The 19,065-nt window shown below is 61.5% G+C and carries 13 protein-coding genes, 6 tRNA genes and 3 rRNA genes; 14 read left to right on the forward strand and 8 right to left on the reverse strand.

The annotated features are described in order from the left end of the window. Positions 1 to 26 precede the first annotated feature (26 nt). The gene (locus AC1VVG_RS01445) at positions 27 to 551 is read left to right on the forward strand and encodes an Lrp/AsnC family transcriptional regulator (protein ID WP_034188021.1); all 525 of its coding nucleotides are present in this window, start codon (positions 27 to 29) and stop codon (positions 549 to 551) included. 55 nt (positions 552 to 606) lie between these two features. On the opposite strand, the gene AC1VVG_RS01450 is transcribed toward AC1VVG_RS01445, so the two are convergent. The 8 genes from AC1VVG_RS01450 to paaA all read right to left on the reverse strand — a co-directional run bounded on the left by AC1VVG_RS01450 (position 607) and on the right by paaA (position 6,878). Beyond that, entirely contained in the window at positions 607 to 1,254 is a 648-nt protein-coding gene (locus AC1VVG_RS01450) for a GNAT family N-acetyltransferase (RefSeq protein WP_059559326.1), read from the reverse strand. 235 nt (positions 1,255 to 1,489) lie between these two features. Further along, the gene (locus tag AC1VVG_RS01455; protein WP_006482923.1) at positions 1,490 to 2,095 is read right to left on the reverse strand and encodes a TetR/AcrR family transcriptional regulator; all 606 of its coding nucleotides are present in this window, start codon (positions 2,093 to 2,095) and stop codon (positions 1,490 to 1,492) included. A 16-nt stretch (positions 2,096 to 2,111) separates the two neighbouring features. Beyond that, positions 2,112 to 2,936, reverse strand: a complete 825-nt coding sequence (locus AC1VVG_RS01460) for a DUF1835 domain-containing protein (protein ID WP_049030972.1) — start codon at positions 2,934 to 2,936, stop codon at positions 2,112 to 2,114. A gap of 128 nt (positions 2,937 to 3,064) precedes the next feature. Further along, positions 3,065 to 4,153 (reverse strand): 1,2-phenylacetyl-CoA epoxidase subunit PaaE, encoded by a 1,089-nt coding sequence (gene paaE, locus AC1VVG_RS01465; RefSeq protein WP_069245526.1) that lies wholly within the window; start codon positions 4,151 to 4,153, stop codon positions 3,065 to 3,067. A gap of 2 nt (positions 4,154 to 4,155) precedes the next feature. Beyond that, positions 4,156 to 4,719, reverse strand: coding sequence for a 1,2-phenylacetyl-CoA epoxidase subunit PaaD (paaD, locus tag AC1VVG_RS01470; RefSeq protein WP_034188017.1), 564 nt, complete (start codon positions 4,717 to 4,719; stop codon positions 4,156 to 4,158). A gap of 25 nt (positions 4,720 to 4,744) precedes the next feature. Then, positions 4,745 to 5,548, reverse strand: coding sequence for a 1,2-phenylacetyl-CoA epoxidase subunit PaaC (paaC, locus tag AC1VVG_RS01475; protein ID WP_034188016.1), 804 nt, complete (start codon positions 5,546 to 5,548; stop codon positions 4,745 to 4,747). Positions 5,549 to 5,558: 10 nt separating this feature from the next. Then, on the reverse strand, positions 5,559 to 5,843 hold the full coding sequence (paaB, locus tag AC1VVG_RS01480) for a 1,2-phenylacetyl-CoA epoxidase subunit PaaB (protein ID WP_034188015.1): 285 nt from the start codon (positions 5,841 to 5,843) through the stop codon (positions 5,559 to 5,561). A 36-nt stretch (positions 5,844 to 5,879) separates the two neighbouring features. Then, positions 5,880 to 6,878, reverse strand: a complete 999-nt coding sequence (paaA, locus tag AC1VVG_RS01485) for a 1,2-phenylacetyl-CoA epoxidase subunit PaaA (RefSeq protein WP_006477414.1) — start codon at positions 6,876 to 6,878, stop codon at positions 5,880 to 5,882. A 198-nt stretch (positions 6,879 to 7,076) separates the two neighbouring features. Here paaA and AC1VVG_RS01490 point away from each other — a divergent pair, with 198 nt between their 5' ends. From AC1VVG_RS01490 to nusG, 13 genes are all read left to right on the forward strand, one after another. Then, positions 7,077 to 8,342 (forward strand): SGNH/GDSL hydrolase family protein, encoded by a 1,266-nt coding sequence (locus AC1VVG_RS01490; protein WP_482835168.1) that lies wholly within the window; start codon positions 7,077 to 7,079, stop codon positions 8,340 to 8,342. A 564-nt stretch (positions 8,343 to 8,906) separates the two neighbouring features. Continuing rightward, positions 8,907 to 10,439: ribosomal RNA gene (locus AC1VVG_RS01495) — 16S ribosomal RNA — on the forward strand. A 64-nt stretch (positions 10,440 to 10,503) separates the two neighbouring features. Next, positions 10,504 to 10,580: transfer RNA gene (locus AC1VVG_RS01500), tRNA-Ile, on the forward strand. 37 nt (positions 10,581 to 10,617) lie between these two features. Continuing rightward, positions 10,618 to 10,693 (forward strand) — tRNA-Ala (locus AC1VVG_RS01505). Positions 10,694 to 10,981: 288 nt separating this feature from the next. Continuing rightward, a 23S ribosomal RNA gene (locus AC1VVG_RS01510) occupies positions 10,982 to 13,863 on the forward strand. A 156-nt stretch (positions 13,864 to 14,019) separates the two neighbouring features. Further along, positions 14,020 to 14,132: ribosomal RNA gene (gene rrf, locus AC1VVG_RS01515) — 5S ribosomal RNA — on the forward strand. The 16S, 23S and 5S rRNA genes sit together here with 2 tRNA genes alongside, the layout of an rRNA operon. Positions 14,133 to 16,348: 2,216 nt before the next feature. After that, positions 16,349 to 16,434 (forward strand) — tRNA-Tyr (locus tag AC1VVG_RS01520). Between the two features lie 43 nt (positions 16,435 to 16,477). Next, a tRNA-Gly gene (locus tag AC1VVG_RS01525) sits at positions 16,478 to 16,551 on the forward strand. A 24-nt stretch (positions 16,552 to 16,575) separates the two neighbouring features. Then, positions 16,576 to 16,650 (forward strand) — tRNA-Thr (locus AC1VVG_RS01530). 66 nt (positions 16,651 to 16,716) lie between these two features. Next, positions 16,717 to 17,907 (forward strand): elongation factor Tu, encoded by a 1,191-nt coding sequence (gene tuf / locus AC1VVG_RS01535; protein WP_006482910.1) that lies wholly within the window; start codon positions 16,717 to 16,719, stop codon positions 17,905 to 17,907. A gap of 59 nt (positions 17,908 to 17,966) precedes the next feature. After that, a tRNA-Trp gene (locus AC1VVG_RS01540) sits at positions 17,967 to 18,042 on the forward strand. A 42-nt stretch (positions 18,043 to 18,084) separates the two neighbouring features. Next, positions 18,085 to 18,465 (forward strand): preprotein translocase subunit SecE, encoded by a 381-nt coding sequence (secE, locus tag AC1VVG_RS01545; RefSeq protein ID WP_006482892.1) that lies wholly within the window; start codon positions 18,085 to 18,087, stop codon positions 18,463 to 18,465. A 1-nt stretch (position 18,466) separates the two neighbouring features. Continuing rightward, positions 18,467 to 19,024 (forward strand): transcription termination/antitermination protein NusG, encoded by a 558-nt coding sequence (nusG, locus tag AC1VVG_RS01550; RefSeq protein ID WP_006400672.1) that lies wholly within the window; start codon positions 18,467 to 18,469, stop codon positions 19,022 to 19,024. Positions 19,025 to 19,065 lie beyond the last annotated feature (41 nt).

Below are 19,065 nucleotides of genomic sequence, written 5' to 3' on the forward strand. Positions count from 1 at the left end.
TTGAAACAATCATTGGAGGGCAGAAGATGGCGCAAGCCGAACTGGATGCCATCGACCGGCGGATTCTCGCGATTCTTCAGGAGAACGGGCGCCTGTCGAACCAGGAGATCGCCGAGCGCGTGAACCTGTCGCCGAGCCCGTGCCTGCGGCGGATCCGGCGGCTCGAGGAGATCGGCGTGATCACCGGTTATGTCGCGCTGCTGAACCCGCAGAAGCTCGGGCTCGACCTGCTCGCGTACGTGAGCGTGCGGCTCGAGAAGCGCGGCGGCCTGGCGCCGATGCGGGTCGACGAGACGTCGGCGCGCGCGGGCGCGACCCATGCGGAGCTGTTCCGCGCGGCCGTGCAGACCTGGCCGGAAGTGGTCGCGTGCCACGCGATGACGGGGGACATGGATTACCTGCTGCGCGTGCAGGTGGAGGACATGGCGCATTTCTCCCGCTTCGTGCAGGAGCACTTGCTGCATCACCCGTCGGTGATCGACGTGAAGACGAGCTTTTCGCTCGAATGCTTCAAGGAGACGACGGCGTTGCCGATTCGCTCGGTGCGCTAGTGTGGAGGAAAGGGCGGGAACCGGGCGCGCCGCTGGCGCACCCGGCCGGCCGATGTCAGGCCGTCAGTGCGGCGGGCATCAGCGATTCGATGAACTTCGTCGTGCGGCGCGCCTGGCGCTTCATCGCGTAGTCGAACACCGCGGCCTGTTCCTGCAGCATCTCGGCGATGATCGTCGAGTGGTCGGCCGGCGGCAGCGACAGGTACGCATCGGCTTCGCCGTACGCGTACTCGATTCGCATCCCGGACTTCTTCGCGATGTGCATCATCGTCGCGTTACGCGACAGGCAATGCATGTACAGCATCGTCACGTGCGTATTGCGGCTGCGGATCGCCGCGCGCTCGAACAGCTTCGAGCCGACGCCGCGGCCGCGTGCGCTTTCGAGCACCGACACGCCGAATTCGGCCGTGCGCTTGTCGCCCTCGGCCGGCAGGTAGGCCAGGTGGCCGACGCCGATCAGTTCGAGGTCGTGGTCGAACACGCCGAACACGGTGTCGCGACCGAAGTCGATCGTGCGGACATAGTTCTCGATCACGTGGTCGGGCACCATCTGGCCGAAGCGCAGCAGGCGGTCCTCTTCGCCGAGCGAGAGAAAATGGGTGAGCATCTGCTCACGGTCTTTGGAAGCCAGTTCCCTGACGAGAACCGGCGCACTGCCGACCGTGCCGGCGACTGCGGCGGGGCCGTTGAATTGCGTGTTCATCGTGGGTTCCTCAGTGTGTGGCTGCACAAGCGGGTTGTGCAATGCAACAGCATTTTACCCGACAGGGGTTGGGGAAAACCCGTATTTGACGTTGTTTGTGCCGAGGAGAAATTCTAAACCCGCTTAGTTCATTTGCTATCTATTTGATTTTTAACGGATTTAAAATTCATCATATGAAACGCGCGACGGGCGATCGCAGTGTACCCGTCACGCAACGCATGCTGCTGCGCGGCAATCAGGCCGCCGTCGACAGCCCGCGTTCGATCAGGTCGATCACCTGCTCCGCGAAGTCGCGATAGCCGAGGCGGCCGCCCGGCTTCAGCCACGTGAACGTCCAGTTGATCATTCCGAACACCATCATCGTCACCGATGTCTGGTTTTCCTTCGAGATGCGGTCCGGGTACGCGCGGGCGAGCTGCCGCGTGAATGCCGCGACGATGTCGCGCTGGCGGTCGAGCACGATTTCGCGCTGCGCGTCCTCGAGATACTTCACGTCGTTGAGCAGCGCGACGTGCCGGCTGTGCGACGTCTCGTATTCGGCGAGGAACGCGCGCACGAGCTCGGCGAACGCGTCGCGTTCGCTCAGGCCGCGCCGCTGGCTCGCGCCTTCGACCTCGGCGATGATCAGCATCAGCCGTTTGGTATAGCGGTCGAGCAGGTCGAACAGGATCGCTTCCTTGCTCTCGTAATAGTGATAGAGGCGTGCCTTCGACGTGCCGCTCGCGGTCGCGAGATCGGACATCGACGTGCTCGGATAGCTCGTCTGCGCGAATTTCTCGGCGGCCAGATCGAGGATCTGTTCGCGCTGGGATTCGTGGTCGGGCGCTCGGGTACGGGCCATGTTCGAATGGGGAAGATTAGCGGTGCGCGAAAGCCGCGCGGGCCGCGCGCACCTGCGTGGAAGAGAGGGCGTCGGGCGCGTCGTCCTGCAACTCGAGCCGGCCGGCTGCCGCCAGTGCGCGGCAGCGCCACCAGGCGATCGAATCGCTGACGAACAGCCCGCCGCGGTCGGCGGCGGCCATGATGCTGCCGACGAGGCGCCGCGCGGGCAGCCAGTCGGTTTCGGCGTGCGAGACGATCAGCGCGTCGAGATCGGCATAGTAGCCGCTCTTGATCGTGTTGCTGACCCAGTAGCGCAGTTCGGCGTTCAGGTGTTTCGCCTCCTGCCATTCGAGTGCGAGGCGGCCGATGCGCAGTACCGAGACCGGCGCGGCCGCCGGGCGTTTGCGCGCCAGTTCCGCGGGCGAGAACATCCCGGTCGAGCATGCCTGGTCGGTGCGCGACAGCGCCCTGCGCTGCGCCGGGTCGAAATCGGCGGCCGACAGCCGTACCTCGTTCAGGCGCTGCGGCACGTTGCGCAGGTGGTAGGCGACGCGGCGCAGCAGCAGCTTGTCGCCGACGCTCGGCGCGTGCCATACGACCACCTGGCCCGTGTCCATCGCGAGTTGGTCGAGACGCGCGAATTCGCCCTCGATTTCCGCGTTCCAGTCGGGGATCTGGTCGCCGAGCACGTCGTGCCAGAAGGCGGCGCGCGTGTCGGGCGTCTCGTCGGCGCCCTTGAGCGGTCCGACGCCGAGATCGTCGAGCAAACCGACGACGTGCTCGTCGCGCCCGGCTTGCGCGAGTGCCTCGCGCAGCGACGCGGCGGCGGTGCCGCCCTGAATCACATGAATGGTACTCATCGGCCTGTCGTCAACAAAAGAAAACCGCCGGCCGGGCGGACGTCGCGATGTCCAGCCGGCCGGCGGCCCCTAGTGTAAGCGAGATGTGTGACGGCGAGAAACCGCCCGGCGCCGCGGCGCAATGCCGCTCAACGCTCGTCGTAGCTCACGACGACCTTGTCGCTGATCGGGTGGCACTGGCACGTGAGCACGAAACCGTCCTTCACTTCGTGCTCCTCGAGCGTGTAGTTCTTCTCCATGCGCACCTCGCCTTCGATCACCTTCGCGCGGCACGTGCAGCACACGCCGCCCTTGCACGCGTACGGCAGCGCGAGGCCCGCGCGCAGGCCGACATCGAGCAGGCTCACGCCTTCGTACGGCAGGCGCAGCTTGCGCTTCTTGCCGTCGAGCACGATTTCGAGGTCGGCGGCCGGCGTCTGCTCGGTGATTTCGACGGCCGGCGTGCCGGCTTGCGGCAGCGGCGTGCCGAAGCGCTCGACATGCACCTTCGCCTGCGGCACGCCGGCCGCCTTCAGCGCGGCTTCCGCCGCGTCCATCATCGGCGCCGGGCCGCAGATGAACGCTTCGTCGATCGCGTCGGCGGGCGTCAGCGTGCGGAGGAATTCCGCGCATTTCGCCTGGTCGAGCACGCCGTTGAACAGCTCCACGTCCTGCAGGTCGTCCGACAGCACGTGATAGAGGACGAAGCGGTTCATGTAGCGGTTCTTCAGGTCCTCGAGCTCCTCCGCGAACATGATCGCGTCGACGCTGCGGTTCCCGTAGATCAGCGTGAAGGTGCTGCGCGGCTCGAGTTCGAGCGTCGTCTTCACGATCGCGAGCACCGGCGTGATCCCCGAGCCGCCGGAAAACGCGACGTACTGCTTGCCGTGGTCGGCGTTCAGGTGCGTGAAGAAGCGGCCGTCCGGCGTCATCACGTCGATCGTGTGGCCGGGCTTCAGCGTGTCGAACGCGAAGTTCGAGAAGCGGCCGCCGCGCACGCGCTTGATGCCGATGCGCAGTTCGCCGTCGCGGTCGTAATCCGTCGTGCCGACGCAGATCGAATACGAGCGGCGCGTTTCCTCGCCGTCGATGTGGGTCTTCAGCGTGACGAACTGGCCCTGCGTGAAGCGGTACGCGTCGCGCAGCTCGGGCGGCACGTCGAACGAGACGGTGACGGCGTCGGCGGTCTCGGGCCGCACGTCGCGGATACGCAGCGGATGAAATTGCGGGGTCGCCATATTCAGTAGGGTTTGAAGTAGTCGAAGGGTTCGCGGCAGTCGACGCAGCGATACAGCGCCTTGCAGGCCGTGGACGCGAATTGCGCGAGACGCTCGGTGCGGGCGGAGCCGCAGCGCGGGCAGGCGGGCGCCGCGACCGGCCGCGGCACGAAGCGCACGACGTTTTCCCGTGGCGCGGCGCTGCCGCACTGGCCGACCGGCGGCGCGATGCCGTACGCGCGCAGCTTGTCGCGCGCCTCCTGCGTGATCCAGTCGGTCGTCCACGCGGGCGCGAGCACCGTCTCGATCCGGTGCGGCGGCAGGTCGGCGGCCTGCAGCGCGGCGGCGATGTCCTCGGCGATCTGCGACATGGCCGGGCAGCCCGAGTAGGTCGGCGTGATCACGACCTCGAGCTGGCCGTCGTCCGCGCGGCGGACGTCGCGCAGGATGCCGAGTTCGCGGATCGACACGACCGGAATCTCGGGATCGGGCACGGCTTCCAGCACGTCCCACGCGCGGGCGAGCAGCGGATCGTCGTGGCGCGCGGCGGGTGTGGCGTGGGAGGGGGCAGCGGTCTGGACGGACATCGTCGGGCTCCGTGGCGTTGGCCGGTTACCAGGTTGCGCCGGGATGCTGGCGCGCGAGGCTCTGCATTTCGGCGAGCAGGTAGCCCATGTGCTCCGAGTGCTCGCCCTGCTTGCCGGTCGTCACGTGCTTCACGGGCGCCGGCAGCGCGAGCGTCGCCTCGGCGAGCGCATCGTCCACGTCCGCGCGCCACGCGGCTTCGAGCGCGGCCGGCGCCGGGCCGATGCCCGAAGCGGCGATCGCGTTGTCGATCGCATCGGCCGCGAAGCATTCGCGCGTGTACGGCATCAGGTAGTCGAGCGCATCCTGCGCGCGGCGATGCGATGCGTCGGTGCCGTCGCCGAGGCGCACGAGCCACTCGCGGGCGTGCTGCACGTGATAGCGGGTTTCCTTCACCGATTTCGCGGCGATCGCGGCGAGCTGCGTGTCGGTCGACGTTTCCAGTGCGCTCCATACGTGCAGCATCAATGCCGCGTACAGGAAGTTGCGCACGATCGTCACCGCATAGTCCTTGTCGGCGTGCGCGGTGCCGGAGACCGGCCCGTAGTGCGGCAGCTCGGCGAGCGTGAAGTTCGCGAATTCGCGCTCGGTACGGAAGTACGCGTAGTCGTCCTCGGTCTTCGTCGTGCCGTTGAGCTGGCGCTCGAGCTCGGCCGCGTGCGTATACAGCATGCGCGCCTGGCCGATGAGGTCGAGGCTCATGTTGGTGAGCGCGATGTCTTCCTCGAGGATCGGGCCGTGGCCGCACCATTCGGCGTTGCGCTGACCGAGGATCAGCGCGTTGTCCGCGAGGCGCAGCACGTAGGAGAGGTGTTCGGGCGTGATCGTCATGGCGCGGGCGTTACATGTGGTTGACTTCGTCGGGCAGCGTGTAGAACGTCGGGTGACGGTAGATCTTGTCGCCCGCCGGTTCGAACAGCTCGGCCTTCTCGTTCGGGTCCGACGCGGTGATCGCCGACGACGGCACCACCCAGATGCTCACGCCTTCCTGGCGCCGCGTGTAGACGTCGCGCGCCATGCGCAGCGCCATCGTCGCGTCGGCGGCGTGCAGGCTGCCGCAATGCTTGTGGTCGAGGCCCTGCTTGCTGCGCACGAACACTTCCCAGATCGGCCATTCCTTGTTCATCACTTTCTCCTGATTCCTGAATTCGGGTGTTGCCGCTCAGGCGGCGTGCTGTTCGGCGCGGGCGCGGCGCTTCGCCTCGTGCGCGAGCGCGGCTTCGCGTACCCATGCGCCGTCCTCGTGCGCTTTCACGCGGGTCGCGAGGCGTTCCTTGTTGCACGGGCCGTCGCCGTTGACCACGCGCCAGAATTCGTCCCAGTCGATCGTGCCGTAGTCGTGGTGGCCGCGGGCTTCGTTCCATTTCAGGTCGGGGTCGGGCAGCGTCACGCCGAGCACCTTCGCCTGGTCGACCGTCGCGTCGACGAATTTCTGCCGCAGGTCGTCGTTCGAGATCCGCTTGATGCCCCATTTCGCGGACTGGCTGCTGTGGACCGAGTCGGCGTCGCTCGGGCCGAACATCATCAGCACCGGCCACCACCAGCGGTCCACGGCCTGCTGGACCATCGCGCGCTGGGCGTCGCTGCCCTTCATCATCGACAGCAGTGCGTCGAAACCCTGACGCTGATGGAACGACTCTTCCTTGCACACGCGGATCATCGCGCGAGCGTAGGGGCCATACGTGCAGCGGCACAGCGGAATCTGGTTCATGATCGCGGCGCCGTCGACCAGCCAGCCGATCACGCCGACGTCGGCCCAGGTCGGCGTCGGGTAGTTGAAGATGCTCGAATATTTCGCCTTGCCGGCGTGCAGTGCGTCGATCAGCGAATCGCGCGACACGCCGAGCGTTTCGGCCGCGCTATAAAGATAGAGGCCGTGGCCGGCTTCGTCCTGGACCTTCGCGAGCAGGATCGCCTTGCGCTTCAGGCTCGGCGCGCGCGAGATCCAGTTGCCTTCCGGCAGCATGCCGACGACTTCCGAATGCGCGTGCTGCGAGATCTGGCGTACCAGCGTCTTGCGGTATGCGTCGGGCATCCAGTCCTGCGGTTCGATCTTGCCGTCGGCGGCCATCACCGCGTCGAACCGCGCCTGCTCGGGCGACTCGGCTGCGGCGTCGAGCGGTGCGACGTTGCCGGGGATGTCGAGGGATTGCGTGTACATGGCGAGACTCTCGTCCGGTTGAATGTGTGCGAAGTATAAACCAACCGACCGGTCGGTTAATAAATTTCTTGCGGATTTGCGGCGAGACTCGGGTAAACGAGGGACGTCGGGGCGCGATCGGGCGACGCAGCGCGTTCCCGCACGCGAGCCTCGCGCCTTCTGCGGCACAATGCCCGCTTTCCGATGAGGATTTTGCCGATGTCATTCCGAAGCAGTTTCGCCGCGGCCATGCTGGGTGCGGCCGTTCTCGTGTCGCCGCTTGCTGCGTTCGCCGCGCCGGCCGGATGGGTTGCCGCGTGGGCCACCGCGCTGCAGCCGATTCCCGACCTTGCTGCGCCGCCGCCGCTCTACCGCGCGCCCGACGTGGCCGGGCGCGCCGTGCGCCAGATCGTGTACCCGACGGTGTCGGGGCGCGCCGCGCGGATTCGCGTCAGCAATGCGTACGGCCGTGCGCCGCTGGTCATCGAGGCCGCGAGCCTCGCGCGCGCCGGCGAGGGGGCGGCGCTCGCCGGCGGCGCGGTCGCGCCGGTCCGGTTCGGCGGCAAGCCGTCCGTGACGCTCGCGCCCGGCCAGGAGATCGAAAGCGATCCGGTGGCCATCGACGTGGCGTCCGCGCAGCCGTATGCGATCAGTCTCCAGATGGGGCCAAACCAGCGGATGACGGTCTGGCACCGCGTGTCGAACCAGTTCAACTATGTGTCTGCGCCGGGCGATCACGTGAGCGATCCCGGCGCCGCCGCGTTCCGTACCCGTTTTACTCAATTTGCCTGGGTGACCGAGCTGGCAGTCGAAACAGGTCCCGCGCGGGCCAGTATCGCCGCGATCGGCGACTCGATCACCGACGGGCTGCGCTCCAGCGTGAACCGGAACCGCCGCTGGCCTGACGCACTCGCGCGCCGGCTGACGGCGTCGGGGGCCGATTCGGTCGGTGTCGTGAATCTGGGCATCAGCGGGAACCGGCTGCTCAGCGATTCCGCGTGCTACGGCACGTCGCTGGCGTCGCGGTTCGAGCGCGATGCGCTGTCGCGTGCGGGTGTGAAGGCGGCGGTCGTGCTGATCGGCATCAACGACATCAACTTCGCGGCGATGCCGCCGCGCGCGGGGCTCGATTGCGACCACCCGCATACGCAGGTGACGGCCGCGTCGCTGATCGACGGCTACCGCCGGCTGATCGAGGCGGCGCACCGCCAGGGCGTGAAGGTTTACGGCGCGACGCTCACGCCGGCGGCGTTGCCGGCCGGGCGTGAAGCGATCCGGCTCGAGGTGAACCGGTGGATCCGGAGCGGCGGCGGGTTCGACGGCGTGGTCGATTTCGATGCGGTGCTGCGCGATCCGGCGCGCCCGAGCGTGCTGCAGCGCCGATATGACAGCGGCGACGGTATTCATCCGAGCGACGCGGGCTACACGGCGATGGCCGACGCGGTGCCGATCGAGCAGCTGCAGGCTGCGGCCGGCGGCAAGTGATGAGGCTCTATATATAGAGAGAAGTGTGGTCGGCGACGGCGCGGGCGTCGTTGTCGCGTCGCCCGTCGAACCCCCAGCCCCCGTGCGCGGCAGCGCACGGGGGCTTTTTCAAACTTTTTTCACAAAGGGCTTGCGTGGGCGGCGCGAGGTGCATAGAATCACGCCTCTTTCGCGCTCACGGAAACGCGGCGCGGAAGGAGGGGAAGCAGTGCGGTTGAGGCTTGGCAGGAACGGCCCCGACGGTACGGAAGTTGAGCCCCGCGGTCGCAACGACGTAGTGCAAAAAGTTGTTGACGAACTGCGAAACACGGTTCATAATCTCGCTTCTCTGCTGCTGAAAACGCAGCGCTGCCGGGAAACACGATGTTCCTCGCAGATTGCTCTTTAAAAATTAACAGCCGATAAGTGTGGGCGCTTGATGACAGCGAGCTGATCCTCGGATCAGATAGCGAAAGTATCAAGAGTCTCACACTAAAGTAAGTCAGGTTTATGAAGTGATTCATATTCCTGTCAGCTTTGAGTGAGCGACCGGTTCTTAACCGAACCGAAAACAGTAACAGGTTTAAACTGAAGAGTTTGATCCTGGCTCAGATTGAACGCTGGCGGCATGCCTTACACATGCAAGTCGAACGGCAGCACGGGTGCTTGCACCTGGTGGCGAGTGGCGAACGGGTGAGTAATACATCGGAACATGTCCTGTAGTGGGGGATAGCCCGGCGAAAGCCGGATTAATACCGCATACGATCTACGGATGAAAGCGGGGGACCTTCGGGCCTCGCGCTATAGGGTTGGCCGATGGCTGATTAGCTAGTTGGTGGGGTAAAGGCCTACCAAGGCGACGATCAGTAGCTGGTCTGAGAGGACGACCAGCCACACTGGGACTGAGACACGGCCCAGACTCCTACGGGAGGCAGCAGTGGGGAATTTTGGACAATGGGCGAAAGCCTGATCCAGCAATGCCGCGTGTGTGAAGAAGGCCTTCGGGTTGTAAAGCACTTTTGTCCGGAAAGAAATCCTTGGCTCTAATACAGTCGGGGGATGACGGTACCGGAAGAATAAGCACCGGCTAACTACGTGCCAGCAGCCGCGGTAATACGTAGGGTGCAAGCGTTAATCGGAATTACTGGGCGTAAAGCGTGCGCAGGCGGTTTGCTAAGACCGATGTGAAATCCCCGGGCTCAACCTGGGAACTGCATTGGTGACTGGCAGGCTAGAGTATGGCAGAGGGGGGTAGAATTCCACGTGTAGCAGTGAAATGCGTAGAGATGTGGAGGAATACCGATGGCGAAGGCAGCCCCCTGGGCCAATACTGACGCTCATGCACGAAAGCGTGGGGAGCAAACAGGATTAGATACCCTGGTAGTCCACGCCCTAAACGATGTCAACTAGTTGTTGGGGATTCATTTCCTTAGTAACGTAGCTAACGCGTGAAGTTGACCGCCTGGGGAGTACGGTCGCAAGATTAAAACTCAAAGGAATTGACGGGGACCCGCACAAGCGGTGGATGATGTGGATTAATTCGATGCAACGCGAAAAACCTTACCTACCCTTGACATGGTCGGAATCCTGCTGAGAGGTGGGAGTGCTCGAAAGAGAACCGGCGCACAGGTGCTGCATGGCTGTCGTCAGCTCGTGTCGTGAGATGTTGGGTTAAGTCCCGCAACGAGCGCAACCCTTGTCCTTAGTTGCTACGCAAGAGCACTCTAAGGAGACTGCCGGTGACAAACCGGAGGAAGGTGGGGATGACGTCAAGTCCTCATGGCCCTTATGGGTAGGGCTTCACACGTCATACAATGGTCGGAACAGAGGGTTGCCAACCCGCGAGGGGGAGCTAATCCCAGAAAACCGATCGTAGTCCGGATTGCACTCTGCAACTCGAGTGCATGAAGCTGGAATCGCTAGTAATCGCGGATCAGCATGCCGCGGTGAATACGTTCCCGGGTCTTGTACACACCGCCCGTCACACCATGGGAGTGGGTTTTACCAGAAGTGGCTAGTCTAACCGCAAGGAGGACGGTCACCACGGTAGGATTCATGACTGGGGTGAAGTCGTAACAAGGTAGCCGTATCGGAAGGTGCGGCTGGATCACCTCCTTTCCAGAGCTTCTCGCATAAGTTGAGCGCTCACGCTTATCGGCTGTAAATTTAAAGACAGACTCAGGGGTCTGTAGCTCAGTCGGTTAGAGCACCGTCTTGATAAGGCGGGGGTCGTTGGTTCGAATCCAACCAGACCCACCATTGTCTGGCGGTAGGTACCTGAGGCATCTGTACTCATGGGGGCATAGCTCAGCTGGGAGAGCACCTGCTTTGCAAGCAGGGGGTCGTCGGTTCGATCCCGTCTGCCTCCACCAATCACCAACGCTAAGTGCTTGGTTCACACGCTGAACCGAGAATTTTGCATTGGCGATTGAGCCAGTCAGAGGATATCAACAGATATCGGCTGTCGTTCTTTAACAATCTGGAAGAAGTAAGTAATTTGGATAGCGGAAGCGTCTTGAGATGGACGTGAAAACTATCCGGGTTGTGATTGTATCGATGTATCTCAAGATGATTCGAACTCTATGTTTGACTCAATTTGGAATACGGCACAACGCGAGAACTCAACCTGTAGCGGCTGTCGAGAGACAGACTCGTTATAGGGTCAAGCGAACAAGTGCATGTGGTGGATGCCTTGGCGATCACAGGCGATGAAGGACGCGGTAGCCTGCGAAAAGCTACGGGGAGCTGGCAAACGAGCTTTGATCCGTAGATGTCCGAATGGGGAAACCCACTCCTTTTGGAGTATCCATGGCTGAATACATAGGCCATGCGAAGCGAACGCGGTGAACTGAAACATCTAAGTAACCGCAGGAAAAGAAATCAACCGAGATTCCCAAAGTAGTGGCGAGCGAAATGGGATGAGCCTTGCACTCTTTATTTGTATTGTTAGCCGAACGCTCTGGAAAGTGCGGCCATAGCAGGTGATAGCCCTGTAGGCGAAAACAGTATGAAAGAACTAGGTGTGCGACAAGTAGGGCGGGACACGTGAAATCCTGTCTGAAGATGGGGGGACCATCCTCCAAGGCTAAATACTCGTGATCGACCGATAGTGAACCAGTACCGTGAGGGAAAGGCGAAAAGAACCCCGGGAGGGGAGTGAAATAGATCCTGAAACCGCATGCATACAAACAGTCGGAGCCTCGTAAGGGGTGACGGCGTACCTTTTGTATAATGGGTCAGCGACTTACGTTCAGTAGCAAGCTTAACCGTATAGGGCAGGCGTAGCGAAAGCGAGTCCGAATAGGGCGTTCAGTTGCTGGGCGTAGACCCGAAACCAGGTGATCTATCCATGGCCAGGATGAAGGTGCGGTAACACGTACTGGAGGTCCGAACCCACTAACGTTGAAAAGTTAGGGGATGAGCTGTGGATAGGGGTGAAAGGCTAAACAAACCTGGAAATAGCTGGTTCTCTCCGAAAACTATTTAGGTAGTGCCTCGTGTCTCACCTTCGGGGGTAGAGCACTGTCATGGTTGGGGGGTCTATTGCAGATTACCCCGCCATAGCAAACTCCGAATACCGAAGAGTGCAATCACGGGAGACAGACATCGGGTGCTAACGTCCGGTGTCAAGAGGGAAACAACCCAGACCGCCAGCTAAGGTCCCCAAATATAGCTAAGTGGGAAACGAAGTGGGAAGGCTAAAACAGTCAGGAGGTTGGCTTAGAAGCAGCCACCCTTTAAAGAAAGCGTAATAGCTCACTGATCGAGTCGTCCTGCGCGGAAGATGTAACGGGGCTAAGCTATATACCGAAGCTGCGGATGCGAGCTTTGCTCGCATGGTAGGAGAGCGTTCCGTAAGCCTGCGAAGGTGCGTTGAAAAGCGTGCTGGAGGTATCGGAAGTGCGAATGCTGACATGAGTAGCGATAAAGGGGGTGAAAGGCCCCCTCGCCGTAAGCCCAAGGTTTCCTACGCAACGTTCATCGGCGTAGGGTGAGTCGGCCCCTAAGGCGAGGCAGAAATGCGTAGCTGATGGGAAGCAGGTCAATATTCCTGCACCATTGTTAGATGCGATGGGGGGACGGATCGCGGAAGGTTGTCCGGGTGTTGGAAGTCCCGGTCGCTGCATTGGAGAAGGCGCTTAGGCAAATCCGGGCGCGTAATTCAAGGGTGTGGCGCGAGCTCCTTAGGGAGCGAAGCAATTGGAAGTGGTTCCAAGAAAAGCCTCTAAGCTTCAGTCTAACGATGACCGTACCGCAAACCGACACAGGTGGGCGAGATGAGTATTCTAAGGCGCTTGAGAGAACTCGGGAGAAGGAACTCGGCAAATTGGTACCGTAACTTCGGGATAAGGTACGCCCTTGTAGCTTGACTGGCCTGCGCCAGGAGGGTGAAGGGGTTGCAATAAACTGGTGGCTGCGACTGTTTAATAAAAACACAGCACTCTGCAAACACGAAAGTGGACGTATAGGGTGTGACGCCTGCCCGGTGCCGGAAGATTAAATGATGGGGTGCAAGCTCTTGATTGAAGTCCCGGTAAACGGCGGCCGTAACTATAACGGTCCTAAGGTAGCGAAATTCCTTGTCGGGTAAGTTCCGACCTGCACGAATGGCGTAACGATGGCCACACTGTCTCCTCCCGAGACTCAGCGAAGTTGAAGTGTTTGTGATGATGCAATCTACCCGCGGCTAGACGGAAAGACCCCATGAACCTTTACTGTAGCTTTGCATTGGACTTTGAACCGATCTGTGTAGGATAGGTGGGAGGCTATGAAACCGGAACGCTAGTTTCGGTGGAGCCGTCCTTGAAATACCACCCTGGTTTGTTTGAGGTTCTAACCTTGGCCCGTGATCCGGGTCGGGGACAGTGCATGGTAGGCAGTTTGACTGGGGCGGTCTCCTCCCAAAGCGTAACGGAGGAGTACGAAGGTACGCTAGGTACGGTCGGAAATCGTGCTGATAGTGCAATGGCATAAGCGTGCTTAACTGCGAGACCGACAAGTCGAGCAGGTGCGAAAGCAGGTCATAGTGATCCGGTGGTTCTGTATGGAAGGGCCATCGCTCAACGGATAAAAGGTACTCTGGGGATAACAGGCTGATACCGCCCAAGAGTTCATATCGACGGCGGTGTTTGGCACCTCGATGTCGGCTCATCTCATCCTGGGGCTGTAGCCGGTCCCAAGGGTATGGCTGTTCGCCATTTAAAGAGGTACGTGAGCTGGGTTTAAAACGTCGTGAGACAGTTTGGTCCCTATCTGCCGTGGGCGTTGGATATTTGAAGGGGGCTGCTCCTAGTACGAGAGGACCGGAGTGGACGAACCTCTGGTGTACCGGTTGTCACGCCAGTGGCATCGCCGGGTAGCTATGTTCGGAAGAGATAACCGCTGAAAGCATCTAAGCGGGAAACTCGCCTTAAGATGAGATATCCCTGGGGACTAGATCCCCTTGAAGGGTCGTTCGAGACCAGGACGTTGATAGGTCAGGTGTGTAAGCGCAGTAATGCGTTCAGCTAACTGATACTAATTGCCCGTAAGGCTTGATCCTATAACAAGTCTGCCTTGTAGATCGGCGCCGTGTGAAAGCACCGGCCGCAAGATCCAAGCGACAAGTTGGATTCTCGTGTGTGATACACACAACTTAAAATTACTGCTTCTTCCCAGATTGGTTCTGTTGGCCACGCCAGCAGAACAACCCCCTTTGCCTGATGACCATAGCGAGTCGGTCCCACCCCTTCCCATCCCGAACAGGACCGTGAAACGACTCTACGCCGATGATAGTGCGGATTCCCGTGTGAAAGTAGGTAATCGTCAGGCTCCCTAAGCCAAGAACCCCCGCCCGAAAGGCGGGGGTTTTTGCATTTCGGCGACGGAAATGCGCGTCGGCGCTCAAGCGCAATGCGGCCGGAACTGATGCGTCGATGACGTCGACGCGGGCCGCGCTCGTATCCAGTCGGCGCAAATTCCCTCCGTCTGCTGGGTGGCTCAGCACCCGCAAATAGCAATTGGCGTCGCTGAGGTCGGCATCCTCTCGTTATCGACTCGAAGTGGCGACACGTTCGGCCGATAGCCGGTCCGCTCGATCGCCTGTTCGCCGGAACTCCATGTCGAGGATTTGCACAACGCCATGTGGCTTGGCGCAATGGTTCTTGCCGTCAGGATATTTGCCATCTCGTCCCATCTGCATGCGTACGGAAGCCTTCTCCCGCGAAAATTGCGGCGCTCGTTCCATTGTTACGAGATCCCTCCTGCGTTTTTCGCGACCGTGTCGGCTGCCGGTGTGAGCGTCGTACGGCTTGCGGCGCAGCTGAACTCCGACGTTTCTTGTCGAAGGTACGGAATGATCGAGGCGCCATGAAGAGGCACGACAGAGTTGCGTCGGATAACGCAAAGTGGTGCTATCAAGTGCCGTTCTTCGCCTAATCCGCCGGATATCATCCGGATTCGACTCATCCGAGGCGGTGAGCACCCGGTTCGCGGCAAGCGCAACGATCCGGCTGGAGTGCCAGTTGTAACGCCTGTGCGTCGCCCTGCAGGCGCCATCAACAATCCGCGCTGTTCTTTTTGACGAGCATGGGGCGGCCGCCTCAGAACACGTAGATTTCCTCGATGAGCGAATAGGCGGTGCCGCCGAAGCAGGCGCTTCCTTCCTCGATCGGCGCAAAGTGCGCGCCGTTTGCGTCGACGCCGGTCGATCGCACCGCGCACGTCGCGCTGAGATCGCGCAGCGCGGAATCCTTGGTTGGCGGAAACCGGCGTGTTGTGTCCCGGCCTTATTCCCGGGTCGGCACGGGCATCGCTGGGCAGCGCGCGCCGGTCATCAACGCCGCGGGGCAGAGGGCAGCTTTCCAGTGCCTCCGGAAGTATGAGGTGCGGCGAAAGCCCCTGCACCGAACCCCGTGCAACTATTCACATTCAGCTGAACGAGATGGGCGTCGTGCGGGCACGCAGGATGTCGTGTGTACGCGGAGGATTCGCTGCGATAAGCCGACCAGATGCTGACGTTGGTCGGCCAGCGCGACGGGGAGAGGTAGGGGGCACCGTATTTCAGGACGTTTGCCAAGGTCGTGGTGCGGGGCGTGTGGGGCGCGCCTGGTGACCGTACATCATCGCCGAGCAAAGGCTGCAGCACGCCCCCCCAGGCAGGTCGCGCTGTCGGATTCGGCGGGCGGGGCGCTGTCGCCGGCCGGGACGGGATAAACGGACGCATCGTTGGTCCGCCGTGCATAGGCGATCGCGTCCTGATTCATCGACCATGCTGCGGTCGAACCGTTATGCGTCGAGCTCAGGCAGCGGACGTCGAGCACGCGGGCTTCAACTGATCATATGCGGCGAGAGCTGCTGCCGCTCCGGAGCGTCTCTCGGCGTGTTTTTTATCCTGGGCTTGCTGACGGATCTTCGCGATCGGGCTCGAGCGACACCGGGTGTCAGTGGCGGCGGCATGTGCGGCCGGTCCGCCCAAGGCCGTGAAGGCAATCGCAAGAGCGAGCAGGTGCATGGGAATCCACGCGGGAAGATGACGGAAGGCGAGGGTCGGTATCGCGCCGGCCGTAGGTCCGCGTGGGGGATTTCATCCGGGCGCGGCGGCGCCGTTGCCATGGCGCCACCACCGGAAGGTTCGGATAACCCCTTGCCGGGTGCCCCGGGCAGTTCGAGCCTGGCCGCGGCGACGCGGGTAGCGAGTAATCCCGATTTCGCGCAAGCAACCGCGTGCGGAAGCCGCCAGGCACACCGTCCGCGAGGTCGGCGAAGCCGCCCGGCACGAAATTTGCGGAAATTTTGCGTCTACCCGCTTGGCATTGTGTGAAAGAGGTCGTATGATGGCGGTCTTTCGTTTTTAGCGCAGATGCAGATCGGCGCTAAGGGCGGAGTCTGACGAAGATGTGGCGCCGGTCGGCAACATCTCGTGCTTGCCTTAGCCGGGCAAGGGCGGGAGATCGGTGGTAAAGCGGGAGTCAGGAAGAGAGTGAAAATAATCTTCCGGATGTGCTTGACACGAGTGCGATGCACCCCCATAATCGTCAGTTCTCTACGGAGGGGTGCCCGAGTGGCTAAAGGGGGCAGACTGTAAATCTGTTGGCTTACGCCTACGTTGGTTCGAATCCAACCTCCTCCACCAAGATATCAGCGTAGCGAGCGGTAGGGAATCGTTAGTGGCCCGTGCGGGTGTAGCTCAATGGTAGAGCAGAAGCCTTCCAAGCTTACGACGAGGGTTCGATTCCCTTCACCCGCTCCAGACCGCGAAGTTGAAGCGTAAAACGCCCATGTGGCTCAGTGGTAGAGCACTCCCTTGGTAAGGGAGAGGTCGGCAGTTCGATCCTGCCCATGGGCACCAGCAGTAAAAAGTCAGTGTCTTGTTTGCGCGCGGCGCAACCTGTGAAATTCCTTTTGGGAGTTGAAAATGGCCAAGGAAAAGTTTGAGCGGACCAAGCCGCACGTGAACGTTGGTACGATTGGTCACGTTGACCACGGCAAGACGACGCTGACGGCAGCGATCACGACGGTTCTGACGAAGAAGTTCGGCGGCGAAGCGAAGGCGTACGACCAGATCGACGCGGCACCGGAAGAAAAGGCGCGCGGCATCACGATCAACACGGCACACGTCGAGTACGAAACGGCGAACCGCCACTACGCACACGTCGACTGCCCGGGCCACGCTGACTATGTGAAGAACATGATCACGGGCGCGGCGCAGATGGACGGCGCGATCCTGGTTTGCTCGGCAGCTGACGGCCCGATGCCGCAGACGCGTGAGCACATCCTGCTGGCGCGTCAGGTTGGCGTTCCGTACATCATCGTGTTCCTGAACAAGTGCGACATGGTGGACGACGCTGAACTGCTCGAGCTGGTCGAGATGGAAGTTCGCGAGCTGCTGTCGAAGTACGACTTCCCGGGCGACGACACGCCGATCGTGAAGGGTTCGGCGAAGCTGGCGCTGGAAGGCGACACGGGCGAGCTGGGCGAAGTGGCGATCATGAGCCTGGCCGACGCGCTGGACACGTACATCCCGACGCCGGAGCGTGCAGTTGACGGCGCGTTCCTGATGCCGGTGGAAGACGTGTTCTCGATCTCGGGCCGTGGTACGGTGGTGACGGGTCGTGTCGAGCGCGGCATCGTGAAGGTCGGCGAGGAAATCGAAATCGTCGGTATCAAGCCGACGGTGAAGACGACCTGCACGGGCGTTGAAATGTTCCGTAAGCTGCTGGACCAAGGTCAGGCAGGCGACAACGTGGGTATCCTGCTGCGCGGCACGAAGCGTGAAGACGTGGAGCGTGGCCAGGTTCTGGCGAAGCCGGGTTCGATCACGCCGCACACGCACTTCACGGCTGAAGTGTACGTGCTGAGCAAGGACGAAGGCGGCCGTCACACGCCGTTCTTCAACAACTACCGTCCGCAGTTCTACTTCCGTACGACGGACGTGACGGGCTCGATCGAGCTGCCGAAGGACAAGGAAATGGTGATGCCGGGCGACAACGTGTCGATCACGGTGAAGCTGATCGCTCCGATCGCGATGGAAGAAGGTCTGCGCTTCGCAATCCGCGAAGGCGGCCGTACGGTCGGCGCCGGCGTCGTCGCCAAGATCATCGAGTAAGCCAGTTATTCGTTGATCGACAGTTTTGGGGCTGGCAACAGCCGGCCCCAACATGGTTTAGGGGTATAGCTCAACTGGCAGAGCGTCGGTCTCCAAAACCGAAGGTTGGGGGTTCGATTCCCTCTGCCCCTGCCAAAAATAGCCACGTGTCCTACGTGGCATTTGTTTTAAGGTGTTATGGCGAATCCATCCGTCGAAACTGTAAATACCTCCGGCGATAAGCTGATGCTGGCCCTGGGTGTATTGCTGGTGTTGGCCGGATTCGTGGGCTTCTTCTGGCTGGCCAATCAGCAGTGGTATGTCCGCGGTGCCGCGTTGGCGGTAGGGATCATCGCCGGTGTGGCCGTCGGGCTGATGTCGGCCCCTGGCAAGAGCCTCATCGCTTTTGCCAAGGATTCGTACAAGGAAGTCCGGAAGGTCGTTTGGCCCACCCGCAAGGAAGCAACGCAAACCACGCTCGTCGTGTTCGGTTTCGTGCTCGTGATGGCGATTTTCCTCTGGTTGAGTGACAAATCGATCGAATGGGTGATTTTCTCGGCGATTCTGGGTTGGAAATGATATGAGCGATACTCCGGCATCCCCGAGCGGAAAACGTTGGTACGTCGTGCACGCCTACTCCGGTATGGAGAAGAGCGTGCAACGTGCGCTTCAGGAGCGCATCGAACGTGCTGGCATGCAGGACAAATTCGGTCAGATCCTGGTCCCGACCGAAGAAGTGGTTGAAGTCAAGGGCGGTCACAAGGCGGTGACCGAGCGTCGTTTCTTCCCCGGCTACGTGCTGGTGGAAATGGAGATGACGGACGAAACGTGGCACCTCGTGAAGAACACCGCGAAGGTCACCGGCTTCGTCGGCGGTGCGCGTAACCGCCCGACCCCGATTTCCCCGAAGGAAGTCGAGAAGATCATGTCGCAGATGCAGGAAGGCGTCGAGAAGCCGCGCCCGAAGACCCTGTTCGAAGTCGGCGAGATGGTGCGTGTCAAGGAAGGCCCGTTCACGGACTTCAACGGCACCGTCGAAGAAGTCAACTACGAAAAATCGCGCGTGCGTGTGTCGGTCACCATCTTTGGTCGATCCACCCCGGTCGAACTCGAATTCGGCCAGGTCGAAAAAGTTTGATCCCGATTCGGTGGGCAGCCTCGGCTGCCCACCTTCGCGCT

Source organism: Burkholderia sp. L-4, from assembly GCF_056856535.1.